14 protein-coding genes are annotated in these 13,260 nt (G+C 72.3%); 9 read left to right on the forward strand and 5 right to left on the reverse strand.

Features of this window, described 5'->3' with window-relative positions; genetic code table 11:
• Window positions 1-75: 75 nt before the first annotated feature.
• The 4 genes from NIE111_RS09160 to NIE111_RS09175 form a co-directional block, all read right to left on the reverse strand.
• Entirely contained in the window at window positions 76-1,074 is a 999-nt protein-coding gene (locus NIE111_RS09160; RefSeq protein ID WP_238683962.1) for an RNA polymerase subunit sigma-70, read from the reverse strand.
• A gap of 126 nt (window positions 1,075-1,200) precedes the next feature.
• Window positions 1,201-2,109: a hypothetical protein gene (locus NIE111_RS09165; RefSeq protein ID WP_238683963.1), complete on the reverse strand. Its 909-nt coding sequence runs from the start codon at window positions 2,107-2,109 to the stop codon at window positions 1,201-1,203.
• A gap of 12 nt (window positions 2,110-2,121) precedes the next feature.
• Entirely contained in the window at window positions 2,122-2,883 is a 762-nt protein-coding gene (locus NIE111_RS09170; protein WP_308193648.1) for an SDR family NAD(P)-dependent oxidoreductase, read from the reverse strand.
• A 26-nt stretch (window positions 2,884-2,909) separates the two neighbouring features.
• Window positions 2,910-3,749 carry a fumarylacetoacetate hydrolase family protein gene (locus tag NIE111_RS09175; protein WP_238683965.1) on the reverse strand — a complete coding sequence of 280 codons (840 nt, stop codon included), beginning with the start codon at window positions 3,747-3,749 and terminating at the stop codon, window positions 2,910-2,912.
• Window positions 3,750-3,861: 112 nt separating this feature from the next.
• Between NIE111_RS09175 and NIE111_RS09180 the strand changes: the two genes are divergently transcribed.
• Genes NIE111_RS09180 through NIE111_RS09195 form a run of 4 tightly spaced genes read left to right on the forward strand, consistent with a single transcriptional unit; the run spans window position 3,862 to window position 7,373 of the window.
• Window positions 3,862-4,581, forward strand: coding sequence for a GntR family transcriptional regulator (locus NIE111_RS09180; RefSeq protein ID WP_238683966.1), 720 nt, complete (start codon window positions 3,862-3,864; stop codon window positions 4,579-4,581).
• Window positions 4,582-4,609: 28 nt separating this feature from the next.
• Window positions 4,610-5,320, forward strand: a complete 711-nt coding sequence (locus NIE111_RS09185; RefSeq protein WP_238659206.1) for a (Fe-S)-binding protein — start codon at window positions 4,610-4,612, stop codon at window positions 5,318-5,320.
• On the forward strand, window positions 5,317-6,762 hold the full coding sequence (locus tag NIE111_RS09190) for a LutB/LldF family L-lactate oxidation iron-sulfur protein (protein WP_238683967.1): 1,446 nt from the start codon (window positions 5,317-5,319) through the stop codon (window positions 6,760-6,762). The genes NIE111_RS09185 and NIE111_RS09190 overlap by 4 nt, the downstream gene beginning before the upstream one ends.
• The gene (locus tag NIE111_RS09195) at window positions 6,759-7,373 is read left to right on the forward strand and encodes a LutC/YkgG family protein (RefSeq protein ID WP_238683968.1); all 615 of its coding nucleotides are present in this window, start codon (window positions 6,759-6,761) and stop codon (window positions 7,371-7,373) included. The genes NIE111_RS09190 and NIE111_RS09195 overlap by 4 nt, the downstream gene beginning before the upstream one ends.
• Here the strand turns inward: NIE111_RS09195 and NIE111_RS09200 are convergent.
• On the reverse strand, window positions 7,362-7,871 hold the full coding sequence (locus NIE111_RS09200; protein ID WP_238683969.1) for a signal peptidase II: 510 nt from the start codon (window positions 7,869-7,871) through the stop codon (window positions 7,362-7,364). The genes NIE111_RS09195 and NIE111_RS09200 overlap by 12 nt on opposite strands.
• A gap of 187 nt (window positions 7,872-8,058) precedes the next feature.
• Between NIE111_RS09200 and NIE111_RS09205 the strand changes: the two genes are divergently transcribed.
• The 5 genes from NIE111_RS09205 to NIE111_RS09225 are packed head-to-tail and all read left to right on the forward strand — an operon-like array spanning window position 8,059 to window position 13,192.
• Complete coding sequence (locus tag NIE111_RS09205; RefSeq protein ID WP_238684379.1) at window positions 8,059-9,648, forward strand: ABC transporter substrate-binding protein; 1,590 nt, start codon at window positions 8,059-8,061, stop codon at window positions 9,646-9,648.
• Window positions 9,618-10,637: an ABC transporter permease gene (locus NIE111_RS09210; protein ID WP_238683970.1), complete on the forward strand. Its 1,020-nt coding sequence runs from the start codon at window positions 9,618-9,620 to the stop codon at window positions 10,635-10,637. Before NIE111_RS09205 ends, NIE111_RS09210 begins: the two co-directional genes overlap by 31 nt.
• Window positions 10,630-11,514: an ABC transporter permease gene (locus NIE111_RS09215; protein ID WP_238683971.1), complete on the forward strand. Its 885-nt coding sequence runs from the start codon at window positions 10,630-10,632 to the stop codon at window positions 11,512-11,514. Before NIE111_RS09210 ends, NIE111_RS09215 begins: the two co-directional genes overlap by 8 nt.
• Window positions 11,511-12,515 carry an ABC transporter ATP-binding protein gene (locus NIE111_RS09220; protein WP_238683972.1) on the forward strand — a complete coding sequence of 335 codons (1,005 nt, stop codon included), beginning with the start codon at window positions 11,511-11,513 and terminating at the stop codon, window positions 12,513-12,515. Before NIE111_RS09215 ends, NIE111_RS09220 begins: the two co-directional genes overlap by 4 nt.
• Window positions 12,512-13,192 (forward strand): ABC transporter ATP-binding protein, encoded by a 681-nt coding sequence (locus tag NIE111_RS09225; RefSeq protein ID WP_238683973.1) that lies wholly within the window; start codon window positions 12,512-12,514, stop codon window positions 13,190-13,192. Before NIE111_RS09220 ends, NIE111_RS09225 begins: the two co-directional genes overlap by 4 nt.
• The last annotated feature ends 68 nt before the right edge of the window (window positions 13,193-13,260 follow it).

Below are 13,260 nucleotides of genomic sequence, written 5' to 3' on the forward strand. Positions count from 1 at the left end.
TCGACTGGCGTGTGACACTCCGCCGTCACCACGGCGGCACGCGCGCCACGGCGCAGCGTGAGCGTCCACACCGGACTACTCCGTGCCGTCCGCCGGCAGGCGCTCCGGCAGCCCGAGCCGCGGGAACTGGTCGTCGTGGAAGGTGAATATCTCAGTGATTCTGCCGCCGGTGACGCGCAGGACGTCGATCGTCAGCGGCAGGTACGCGCCCTCCTGCTTGCGCCAGTGGTAGAAGGCGACGGCGGGCTGGCGGTTCACCGAGGTGGGGACCGCGCGCAGGCCCGTCATGCCATCGAAGCCGTCCTCGACCCAGCTGTCCACCACGGCGTCGCGGCCGACGTGGAGGCCCGGCGTGGGCGGCATCGAGCAGCGGACGTCGTCCCGCAGCAGGCCGGCGAGCACCTCGACGTTCGTGGCGACGCTGGCGTCGGTGAAGCGGCGCACCAGCTCGCGCGTGCCGGCGTCCTCCTCGCCGCCGGTCCAGTCCTGCCGCTCGGAGGGCAGGTGCTCCCGCATCCCGGCGCGCGCCCGCTGCAGGGCGCTGTTGACCGAGTTGACCGAGTCTCCGAGCAGCTCCGCGACGTCCTTCGCCGGCCAGCCGAGCACGTCCCGCAGGATCAGCACGGCCCGCGGACGCGGCGCGAGATGCTGGACCGCTACCAGGTACGCCAGCTCGATCGTCTCTCGCGCGACGGCGACGGTCTCCGGCTCGTCCGCGTCGCCCGCTGGCAGCTCGTCGAGCAGCCGGTCCGGGTAGGGCTGCAACCACAGCACCTCGCCGCCGGTCGCCGGCTCCGGGCGGCGCCTGGCGAGCAGATCGAGGCAGGCGTTGGTGGCGATCCGGTACAGCCAGGCCCGGAACGTCGACCGCCCCTCGAACGTCTCCCGCCGCCGCCAGGCACGCAGGAACGTCTCCTGCACGGTGTCCTCGGCGTCCTCGAACGACCCGAGCATCCGGTAGCAGTGCACGTGCAATTCCCGCCGATGCCGCTGCGCCAGCCCCGAGAACGCCGGCTCGTCGACCTCGCTCAGACCGCTCACGCCCAGCTCCTCCAGCCGCGTGTTCGCACTCATCGCGTCATCCTTCCGCCTCGTCATGTCCTGTCGTAGGTATGACGGGCGCGGCCGCGACAACTCATCACTCGGGCCTGAATCGAGATGGTGAGCGGTGCTGGAATCATGCTCGGCGGAGCGAGGGTCCTACTGGGCGGTGCCGCCACCCGATCGGCCCGCGCCGGCGGAGGGCCGGTGCGCGATGCGGGGCGCCCGCACGGCGGAGGCGTTGCCGGCGCCGGGGCGGTAGTCCCGTGCCGCGCTGGCCACCATCTCGTCGGCGTCGCGAGCGAGCGCCTGCCGGATGTGCGGCGGAACGAACTCGGACGTCGCCATCGCCAGTCGGACCTGCACCGAACGGTCGTCGACCAGGCGGGCCAGATCCTTCTCGCTCAGCTCGACGGCCCGCACCAGCGCGGCACGGACGTCGACCACGGGGTCCGCGGCGAGCGCGCTGCGTTGTTCGGCGGTGGTCCGCGGGTTGCGGGCAACCCCCTTGCGTACGCGTGCGGTGCGATCTGCCAGCAAAGCGGTGATCACGTCGGGGTCGTGGGTGTGCGTGGCGAGTCGTTCCCGTACCTCGGGTGACACGTCGTCGATCAGTCTGGCGGCCAGCTCCGGCTCCAGCTCACGGCTCTCCGCGAGGAGACCGCGAAGCTCCTTGTCCGAGGTCTGCGACATGACCTGGCGGATCGACTCGTCACAGGCCGGGTTGCCGGCGACCGCCCAGCGGACCCAGCGGTCGGCGTCCTTCACCAGGCGCATGAGGTTGGCGATCGAGGTGGAGGGGTTCCGCGCCACGGCCTCCCGGACCTGACGATCATGGTCGCGGGTGAGCGGCCGCAGGGCCTGCGCTGGTGCGTCGGCCCGGGAGGCGACCGCCTTGCGGACCAGCTCCGACGGGTCGGACGCCAGGTCGATGAGGGTCATTTGTGGCGTTGTGGGGTCCTGAGCGAGGGCGAGCCGAGCGTCAGCGCTGCCACCGATCGGACGGTGGGCGGTGGTGCCGGACCCGCTGTGACGGTCGGCCTCGCCGACGTCCTGCTGTTTCCCCATGGCGCAATCATGTCACGCGCCCGGTTCGGCAGTACCAGCCGCGGGCGGCACCGGGGCGGGCAGGCGCAGGCCGGACATGCCGCCGTCGACGGCCAGCGAGGTACCGGTCACCGACCTGGTCACGGGCGAGGCGAGGTAGACGACGGCGGCGGCCACCTCGTCGGCTGTCACCAGGCGGCCGGTCGGCTGGCGGGCGGCCAACTGCCGCTTCTCGGCCGTCGGGTCGGCCGCGCCGGCGAGCAGGCGGGCCACCCAGGGCGTGTCGACGGTGCCGGGGGCGACACAGTTGACCCGGACGCCCTCCGTCACCAGGTCGGCTGCCATGGCGAGGGTGAGGGCGTGCACGGCACCCTTCGACGCCGAGTACAGGGCGCGTCGGGGCAGGCCGACTGTCGCCGCGATCGAGGAGATGTTGACGATCGCCGCTGACGACGACCGGCGCAGGTACGGCAGGGCGACGGCGCTGGTTCGGGCCACGCCGGAGACGTTGACGTCGAGGACCCGGCTCCACTGCTCGTCGTCGTCCTCCTCCACAGTGCCCACGGCCGAGATGGCGGCGTTGTTCACCAGGATGTCGATGCCGCCGAACGCTGCCGCGACCGAGGCGACGGCCGCGCTGAGGGAGGACCGGTCGGCCACGTCCGCCCGAACGCCGAGTACGCCGGGATCCTCCGGCAGGCCGGACAGCTCCAGGTCCAGGACACCCACCCGGGCGCCGGCGGCGGCGAACGCCCGCACGCAGGCAAGACCGATCCCCGATCCGCCTCCGGTCACCACCGCCACGAGACCGTCACACCGCATCAGGCGTCCCGGAGCGTGTTGCGCTGCCGGCCGAGGCCGTCGATCTCGACCTCCATCACGTCGCCCGCGGCCAGGTACGGGAACCGGCCGGAGAGCGCCACTCCCTGCGGGGTGCCGGTGTTGATGACGTCGCCCGGGTCCAGGACGGTGAACTGGGACAGGTGCCAGACCAGGTACGCCACGTCGAAGATCATGTCTTTGGTGCTGGAGTCCTGGCGGGGCTCGCCGTTGACCCAGGAGCGCAGCCGCAGCGCCTGCGGGTCGCCGATCTCGTCGGCGGTGACCAGCCATGGGCCGAACGGTTGGAACGTCTCGCAGGACTTGCCCTTCGACCACTGGCCGCCGGAGACGGCGAGTTGGAAGTCCCGTTCGGAGACGTCGTTGGAGAGCACGTACCCGGCGATGTGCCCGAGGGCTTCGGCCGGTGAGGCGAGGTAGCGGGCCGGTCGGCCGATCACCACCGCCAGCTCCACCTCCCAGTCGGTCTTCGTCGATCCGCGCGGGATCAGGACCTCGTCGTACGGGCCGACGACGGTGTTGGGCGCCTTATAGAAGATGATCGGGTCGGTCGGTGGCGCGGCGCCCGACTCGGCGGCGTGCGCGGCGTAGTTCTGCCCCACGCAGAGCACCACCCCGGGCCGGGCGATCGGTGCGCCGACCCGCTGACCGGTGACGTCGATCTCGGGCAGGTCGGTGGCCTCGCGGACCCGCCGGACGCCGTCGCTGGCGAGGAACTCGCCGTCGATGTCGGCGGTGAGTGACGAGAGGTTGAAGTGCCGACCGTCGACGTACAGCACGGGGCGTTCCCGCCCCACCGGCCCGACGCGCATGAATCTCACGAACCCGACCTCCAGTGCATAGGACGCAAAGCCCCTATTTCCTATAGGATGTTGCCTTGCTAGTGTGTACTCGCTCACACCGGCACAGTCAAGGGGTGGCTGAGGAGACGAGATGGCCCAGCAGGAACCTCGCGAGGGTCGACTCCGTCCCGCCCGTCGACTCACCCTCACCGAGGACGTCTACGAGTCGATAAAGACGCTGGTGATGGACCACATCCTTCCCCCCGGCGAGCGGGTCAACATCGACGCGCTGGCCCGGGAGCTGGACGTCTCCCCCACCCCGGTCCGCGAGGCCCTCGCCCGGCTGGAGGCCGACGGCCTGGTCCGTAAACGCCCGCTCTCCGGCTACACCACCACGCCGCTGCTCAGTCGCGCCGAGTTCGACGACCTGTTCGACGTCCGTCAACTGCTGGAGGGCGCCACCGCCGGACGCGCCGCCACGCACGCCTCCGCCGAAGCCCGCCAACGGATCAGCGTCGAGGCGGCGGCGAGCATCGACGTGGAGGCCGGCGACGGCTATCGCCGACACGCCGCCTTCACCGCGCTGGACGCGAAGTTCCACGACCTGATCGCCGAAGTCTCCGGCAGCCCGCTGCTGCGGGACACCATCACCCGGCTGCACTCACACCTGCACCTGCACCGCCTCTACTTCCCGGTCGCCGGCGCACCGGACACCAACACCGAGCACCAGCGCATCGCCGCCGCCATCGTCGCCGGCGACGCGGCAGCCGCCACCGAGGCGATGCGCGCCCACCTCAGCGCCGCCCGGGAGCGTCACCTGCCCGCCTTCGACCAGCTCGCCACCCCCGGAACACCGCGCGACTCGGCGTGACCCACCCCCACACCTCCGAGGAGCCGCCATGCGGATCGCCCTCTTCATCACCTGCGTCAACGACCTCGCGTTCCCGGCCACCGGCATCGCTGTCACCCGCATCCTGCGGCGACTCGGCCACACCGTCGACTTCCCCGCCGACCAGACCTGCTGCGGGCAGATGCACGCGAACACGGGCTACCGGGCCGAGGCCCTGCCGATGGTGCGCAACTACGTCGACGTCTTCGACTCCTACGACGCCATCGTCGCGCCATCCGGCTCGTGCACCGCGATGATCCGCGACCAGTACCCGCACCTGCACCCGCCCGCCACCTCGGTGGCCGCCCGCACGTACGAGCTGTCCGAGTTGCTCGTCGACGTTCTCGGCGTCACCGACGTCGGCGCCGAGTTCCCGGAGACTGTCACCTACCACCCGACCTGCCACGGCCTGCGCATGCTGCGCCTCGGCGACCGGCCGCTGACCCTGCTGCGTCAGGTCCGCGGGATCAAGCTGGTCGAGCTGGGCGACGCCGAGGAGTGCTGTGGTTTCGGCGGCACCTTCGCCCTGAAGAACCCGGACGTCTCCACCGCGATGCTCACCGACAAGTGCGCCCGGGTCCGCGACACCGGCGCACGGGTGCTCGCCGCCGCCGACAACTCCTGCCTGGCGCACATCGGCGGGGGCCTCGACCGCCACCGCTCGGGCGTACGGGCCGTGCACTACGCCGAGATTCTCGCCGAGACGGGAGCCACCTCATGAACCCACCGGTCGCACCCGCCACCGGGGGCGGGCGAATCCGCACGCCGCTGCCGTTCCCCACCGCCGCCAAGCCGGCCGTCGCCGACACGCAACTCCGGGCCAACCTGCATCGGGCCACCCGCACCATCCGGGCCAAGCGAGCACGCGTCGTCGACGAGGTACCCGACTGGGAGGCCCTGCGCGACGCCGGCTCGGCGATCAAGGCGGACGTCCAACGTCGCCTGCCGGAGCTGCTGGAGCAGTTCGAGGCGTCCGCCACCACTGCCGGCGCCACAGTGCACTGGGCCCGCGACGCGGCCGAGGCGTGCCGGATCGTCGTCGCGTTGACCCGGGCCACCGGGGCCGACGAGGTCGTGAAGGTCAAGTCGATGGCGACCCAGGAGATCGAACTCAACGAGGCGCTGGAGGCCGCCGGGATCGCCGCGTACGAGACCGACCTGGCGGAACTGATCGTGCAGCTCGGCGACGACACCCCCTCGCACATCCTGGTGCCGGCGATCCACTACAACCGGGCCCAGATCCGGGAGATCTTCCAGCGTCGCATGGCCGACGCGCCGGCCGACCTGAGCGACGAACCGGCCGCGCTGGCCGAGGCGGCCCGCGCCCACCTGCGACGGCGTTTCCTCTCGGCCCGGGTCGCCGTCTCCGGCGCCAACTTCGCCGTCGCCGACACCGGCACGCTCGTGGTGGTGGAGTCCGAGGGCAACGGCCGGATGTGCCTCACCCTCCCCGAGACGCTGATCAGCGTCGTCGGCGTCGAGAAGCTGCTGCCGACCTTCACCGACCTGGAAGTCTTCCTGCAACTGCTGCCGCGATCCTCGACCGGCGAGCGGATGAACCCGTACACCTCGATGTGGACCGGCGTCACCCCCGGCGACGGCCCGCAGGACGTGCACATCGTGCTCGTCGACAACGGCCGGTCCGCGGTGCTCGCCGACCCGGTCGGGCGGCCGGCGTTGTCGTGCATCCGCTGCTCCGCGTGCCTCAACGTCTGCCCGGTGTACGAACGGGCCGGCGGGCACGCGTACGGCTCGGTGTACCCGGGGCCGATCGGGGCGATCCTGTCGCCGCAGCTGACCGGCGTGGCCGACAACGCCTCGTTGCCGTACGCGTCGACCCTCTGCGGCGCCTGCTACGACGTGTGCCCCGTGAAGATCAATATTCCGGAGATCCTGGTCCATCTCCGCCAGCAGGCACCGCACCCACCGGTCGAACGGGCCACCATGCGCGTCCTGTCCTGGGCGATGCGCAGCCCTCGACGGTGGGCCGCCGCCCTGCGCCTGGCCCGGGCCGGCGCGGGGCCGCTCGGGGCGTACCGTGAGCGGCGCACCGGCGCTCGGACGCTGCGGCGACTGCCCTGGCCCGCCTCGGCGTGGACCCGGTCGCGCGACCTGCCGCTGCCCGCGCCGCAGACCTTCCGGGAATGGTGGGGTAAGCAGTGAGCGCACGTGACGAGATCCTGGCGCGGCTCCGGACGGCGCTGGCCGACAGCCCGCCGCCGGTGCAGGTGCCCCGCGGGTACCGCCGGGTCGACGACCGCTCCGACGTGATCGAAACCCTTGTCGATCGCCTGGAGGATTACCGGGCCATCGTCCACATTGGCATCGACGCCCTCCCCCGACTGCTCGATGGGGTCGACCGGCTCGCCGTCCCCACCGACGTCCCCGCCGACTGGCTGGCCGGCTACGCCGGAGAGCTGCACCGCGACGCTCCCCCGCTGTCACCGGCCGCGCTCGACGAGTTGGACGCGGTCCTGACCGGCTGCGCCGTCGTGGTCGCCGACACCGGCACCATCATCCTGGACGCCGGCCCGGCGCAGGGGCGGCGCGCGCTCACCCTGGTGCCCGATCGGCACATCTGCGTCGTGCGCACCGACCAGGTCGTCGGTCTGCTGCCGGAGGCGCTCACCCGACTGGACCCGCGCGCCCCGCTGACCTGGATCTCCGGCCCGTCCGCCACCAGCGACATCGAGCTCAACCGCGTCGAGGGAGTGCACGGTCCACGCCGGCTGGAGGTCGTCCTGATCAGCCCGCCGGGCGGCTCAAGAGCCTGACGACGGCACCTGCTCGTCGCTGCGGGGCTCGCTCGCCGTCGCGCGCAGCGGAACGCCGCGCACGTTGAGCAGCATGACGATGCCCACGCCGACCACCAGGGCGATGTCGGCGACGTTGCCGACGAAGAACCCGGCGTAGTCGATGAAGTCCACCACGTGCCCGCGAGCGAACCCCGGCTCCCGGAAGAGGCGGTCCAGCAGGTGCGTCGTCGCGCCGCCGAGCACCAGGCCCAACGCCACCGCCCAGGCGCGCGACGTGACCCGCCACGCGACGACAGTCACCGCGACCACCGCCGCCGCCGCGAACACCGCGAAGATCCAGGTGTACGCGGAGCCGATCGAGAAGGCGGCGCCCGGGTTGTACAAGAGCCGCAGTTGCAGCAGGTCGCCGACGACGGTGATGGTCTGCCCGCCGGCGAGCGCGGACTCTGCCCAGTACTTGGTGAGCTGATCCGCGGCGAGCACCACAGCAGCGATCAACACGACGGCGCGGAACATCAGGGAACCCTAGCCGGTCACCGGTGACCGTCACCACCGACGGACGACTCCTGATCAACCACATGATGCATAGCTCTGGTAATTGCCAAAGACTTGCAACTGTGCCACCGTGTTGATCAACGGTTGCGGCGCTGCGCCCACCCGAACAACGATCCTCCCCACACCACAGGAGCCCTCTGTGACCCGGATGCGTCCGACCTTCCGACGCCTCGTGGCGTCGACCGCGGCGGCGGGGATGCTCGTCCTCGTCGGGTGCTCGGCCCCGGCCGACCCCGACGGCTCAGCCGGCGGCGCGACGCTTGTCGTCGCCACCTCCGACGAGCCGGACGCGTTGAACCCGGTGCTCAACTACGGCGTCGACGGCGCCTCGCTGATCTTCGACGGCCTCGTCAGCCGGGACGCCGACAACCGCCTCGTCGCCGGTCTGGCCACGGCGTTGCCGGAGCTGTCCCCCGACGGACGCACAGTGACCGCGAAGCTCCGCGACGGCGTGCAGTTCCACGACGGCACCGCGCTGACCGCCCAGGACGTCGTCTTCACGTACCAGGCCGTGCTCGATCCGACTGTCGACTCGACGCTCCGCTCCGACCTGGACATGGTCGAGTCGGTGACCGCGCCCGACGCGGCCACTGTGGTGTTCCGGCTGCGCTACCCGTACGCGCCGTTCCTGCAGAGGCTCACCCTCGGCATCGTGCCGGCGAAGCTGCTCAGCGGGCAGGACATCAACACCGCCGGGTTCAACCGCAAGCCGATCGGGACCGGGCCGTACCGGGTCGACTCCTGGACGCCGGGCGACCGACTGGTGCTCACCGCCAACGAGCGCTACTTCGGTGGTCGGCCGAAGAACAACCGGGTGGTGGTCGCGTTCGTCGCCGACGACAACGTCCGCGCCCAGCGGATGCGGGCCGGCGAGTTCGACGCCGCCGAGTTGCCGCCGAAGCTGGCCTCCGGTTTCGACGCCGACGCCACGTACCGGGTGCAGCGGGTGCCGACCGCCGACTACCGCGGCGTGATGCTGCCGACGGGCAACGCCGTCCTCGCCGACCCGGCGGTCCGTCGGGCGCTCAACCTGGCCGTCGACCGGGCCGCGATGGTGACCGGGCTCCTCGGTGGCGCCGGCGAACCGGCGTTCGGGCCGATTCCGCCGACCTCCGAGTTCGCCGACCCGTCGATCGTCGGCAAGCCGACCGCCGACCCGACGGCGGCGGGAGCGCTGCTCGACGCGGCCGGCTGGGCCCCCGGCCCCGGCGGAGTACGCGTCAAGGACGGCCGACCGGCCCGGTTCACGCTGATGTACCCGGCGAGCGACACGCTGCGCAAGGACCTGGCCCTCGCCGTCACCGCCGACGCGAAGAAGGTCGGCATCGCTGTCACCCCGGCGGGGCTGACCTGGGACGCCATCGACCCCCGGATGAAGTCCGACGCCCTGCTGATGGGCTACGGCACCCCGTACGACCCGGACTTCGTCTCGTACAAGCTGTTCGGCTCGTCGTTCGCGGGGCAGGGCTACTTCAACCCCGGCTCGTACCGCTCCGAGGTGACCGACCGGGCCCTGCAGGAGGGTCGCGACCAGATCGACCCTGCCCTTCGCACTGCCGCGTACGCGCAGTTCCAGAAGCAGTTGGCCGCCGACGTACCGTGGCTGTTCCTCACCTACCTACGGCACACCTACGTGCTGAAGTCCTCGGTGCGGGGCGTGGCGCCTCGGGTCGAGGCGCACGAGCACGGGGTGGCGAACAGCCTCTGGTGGAACATCGACACCTGGACCCGGTCGTGAGCCGCTCCGGTCGCCTGGCCGGGGCCGGTGCGGTGGTCCGGCGTCGGCTCCTCGTCGCCGTGCCGGTGCTCGCCGCGACCAGCGTCGGGATGTTCGCCCTCGGTGCCGCCTCGCCGGTCGACCCCGCCAAGCAGTACGCGGGCGCGGCGGCCTTCACCGCCAGCGAGGAGAACCTGGCCCAGCTGCGCGCGAACTGGGGCGTCGACGACCCCCTGCCGGTGCAGTACCTGCGCTGGATCAGCAACCTGGTCCAGGGCGACCTGGGGTGGTCGACCAGCCGCCACGAGCCGGTCGCCTCGGTGCTCGCCGCCCGGGCCGGCTGGACGTTGCTCCTGATCGGTGTGGCCCTCGCCCTGGTCCTGGTCGCGAGCCTGCTGCTGGGCGCGCTGGCGGCGTACCGTCGGGGTGGGTTGTTCGACCGCGCGTTGCGGGCGGCCGCGTACGCGGTGCAGTCGATGCCGGTGTTCTGGCTGGGCCTGGCCGCGATCGCCGTGTTCGCGCTGGCCCTGGGCTGGTTGCCGGCGGGCGGGCTCACCGACGTCACAGCGACCAGCACGTCCTGGTCCGATGTGGCGCACCACCTGATCCTGCCGGTCGCGGTGTTGGCCGTGTCCCAGGCGCCGTGGTTCGTGCTGTTCGTCAGGGACGCGGTGGCGGAGAGCATGCGCGACGACCACGTTCTCGCGGCGCGCGCACGCGGGTTGCCCGGTCGGACGGTGCTGTTCGGGCACGCGCTGCGGACCGCGCTGCTGCCGTTCCTCACCCTTGTCGGCACCCACCTGCCCGAACTGGTCGGCGGGGCGGTGCTGGTCGAGACGGTCTTCTCGCTGCCGGGCCTCGGCGCCGTCACTGTCGCGGCCGCGCTGGGCAGCGACTTCCCGCTGCTGGCGGCGATCACGCTGGTCACCACGGCAGTGGTGCTGGCCGCGAACCTCGCGACCGACCTCGCCTACGCCGCCGCCGACCCGAGGGTACGACTCGATGGCTGACCTCGCTGCCCGACCGCCGCTGCTGCGGGTGGCCCGGTCACGGCTGCGGCTACGGCCCGGCCGCGCCGGTGCCCTCGCGGCCGGCCTGGTCCTGCTCGTGGCCATCGCCGGCTCGCTGCTCGCTCCGCTGGTCTGGCCGCTGGACCAGAGCGCTGTAGCGCTGGACCAGACCCGGTTGGCGCCGTCCTGGACCCACCTCGCCGGCACCGACGACCTGGGCCGCGACGTGGCCCACCGCGCGGTCTACGGGCTGCGGGTCTCGCTGCTCGTCGGCGCGGTCGCCGCGCTCGTCGCCACAGTCCTCGGCGGCGTGGTCGGTGGGATCGCCGGCACGCTCGGCGGCCGGGTGGACCGGATCCTGATGCGGATCGTGGACACCATCGCCGCGATGCCGCACCTGCTGCTGGGCATCTTCATCGTCGCCATGCTGCGTCCCAGCCTCGGTGCCGTGATCGCCTCCGTCGGGCTCACCCACTGGCTCTCCACCGCCCGCATCGTCCGATCCGAGTTGTTGAGCCTCCGGACCCGACCGTTCATCGACGCCGCCATCAGCGGCGGAGCCGGTCGACTCCGGGTCCTCACCCGGCACCTGCTTCCGCACGTCCTGCCACGGCTGGCCCTGGCGACCACCCTGATGATCCCGCACGCGGTGTGGCACGAGACCGCCCTGTCGTTCCTCGGTCTGGGTCTGCCGCCGCACCTCGCCTCGCTGGGCAACATGATCAACGACGGCCAGGGGTCGCTGTTGACCGGTGCCTGGTGGGCCAGCCTGGCACCGGGCGCGGTCATCGTCGTCGTCACCCTCGCCATCGCGGTCCTCGCCGCCCGCTGGCGCGACCGCCTCGATCCCCGCGTCCGAGCGGAGCTGCACCTGTGACCACCACCGAACGCCTCACCGCGCCGGCACCCGGCCGCAGGGCCGTGCGTCGGCCGCTGCTCACCGTGGACGGTCTCGGCGTCCAGTTCCGGCTCCGGGACACGAGCGTGCACGCCGTCACCGACCTCAACCTCACAGTACGGGCCGGCGAACTCCTGGCCGTCGTCGGCGAGTCCGGCTGCGGCAAGTCCGTGCTCGCCCACGCCCTGCTCGGCCTGTTGCCGGGCAACGCCACGATCACCGGCCACGCCGTCCTGCACCACCCGGACGCCGACCCGGTCGACCTGGTCACCTGCGGTCAGCGCCACCTGGCCCGCCGGGTACGCGGTCGCCGGGTCGGCCTGGTCCCGCAGAGCCCGGCCACCGCGCTCAACCCGGTCCGCACCGGGCGACGACTGCTCACCGAGACGCTGCGGGCGCACGGCCGGGGCCGCGAGGACGGCGATCGGCTCGCGGTCGACGTCGGGCTCGACCCGGCCGACCTGGACCGCTACCCGCACGAACTCTCCGGCGGCATGGCGCAGCGCCTGGTCACCGCGCTCGCGCTGGCACCGGACCCGTCGCTGCTCATCGCCGACGAGCCCACCACCGGCCTCGACCGCCCGCTGGTGGACCACACCCTCGACCTGCTGCGCCGCCGCTGCGACGAGGGCTCGGCCGTCGTGCTCATCACGCACGACCTAGCCGCCGCGCAGCGGGTCGCCGACACCGTCGCCGTCATGTACGCCAGTCGCATCGTGGAGCACCGGGACGCCGACCAACTCTTCACCGCACCAACCCACCCGTACGCGGCGGCGCTGCTCGACGCCCTGCCGGACCGCGCCTTCCGACCGGTGCCGGGCGACCCGCCGATGCTCACCGCGCTGCCCCCCGGGTGTGCGTTCGCGCCCCGCTGCCCACGCCGCACCGACATCTGCGCGAGCCAGCCACCGCCGACACCGGTCACCGGCGGCGGCACGGTCGCCTGCCACCACCCGATCACCACCGGAGCCGTCACGTGACCAGCTCGCCGCATCTGCTCGCCGACGACGTGACCGTCGGGTACGGCCGGCAGGTCGTGCTCGACGGCGTCACTCTGCGCATCGACCAGGGCGAGACGGTCGGCCTTCGCGGCCCGTCCGGCTGCGGCAAGTCGACACTGGTCCGGGTCCTGGCGCTCCTGCACCGCCCCGACCGCGGACGGGTCAGCATCGACGGCACCCCTGTCGACGGCGTGCGCTACGCCGTGCCGGTCGGCCTGCGGACCCGCGTCGCCGTGCTCTTCCAGAGCCCACGCGCCGCCGCCGACCCTCGACTGAGCCTCACCGATCTGATCGCCGAACCGCTGCGCGCCACCCGGACGCCCGAGTCGGTTGTCCGGGAACGGGTGGCCGAACTCGCCGACCTCGTCGGCCTCACCGCGGACCTGCGCAGCCGTCGTCCGCACGCGGTGTCCGACGGGCAACTGCAACGCGCCTGCCTCGCCCGGGCCCTCGTCCACCGCCCCGACTACCTGCTTTGCGACGAGGCCACCGCGATGCTCGACGCCTCGACCCAGGCGCACGTCGCCGCCGTCATCCGCGACTACCAGCGAACCCAGCGTGCCGGTGTCCTGGTCATCACTCACGACCAGACCCTGCTGGACCGCTGGAGCGACCGGATCGTCGACCTGGCCGCCACAGCGGGGGTACGCGCCTGACCCTCGATGCGGTGCGGTGCGCCTGCCGGGGGCAACCGACGATCGGCATCGGAGGTCCGCCGCCGCCA

Source organism: Micromonospora hortensis (genome assembly GCF_022230935.1).
Taxonomy (GTDB): Bacteria; Actinomycetota; Actinomycetes; order Mycobacteriales; family Micromonosporaceae; genus Micromonospora; species Micromonospora hortensis.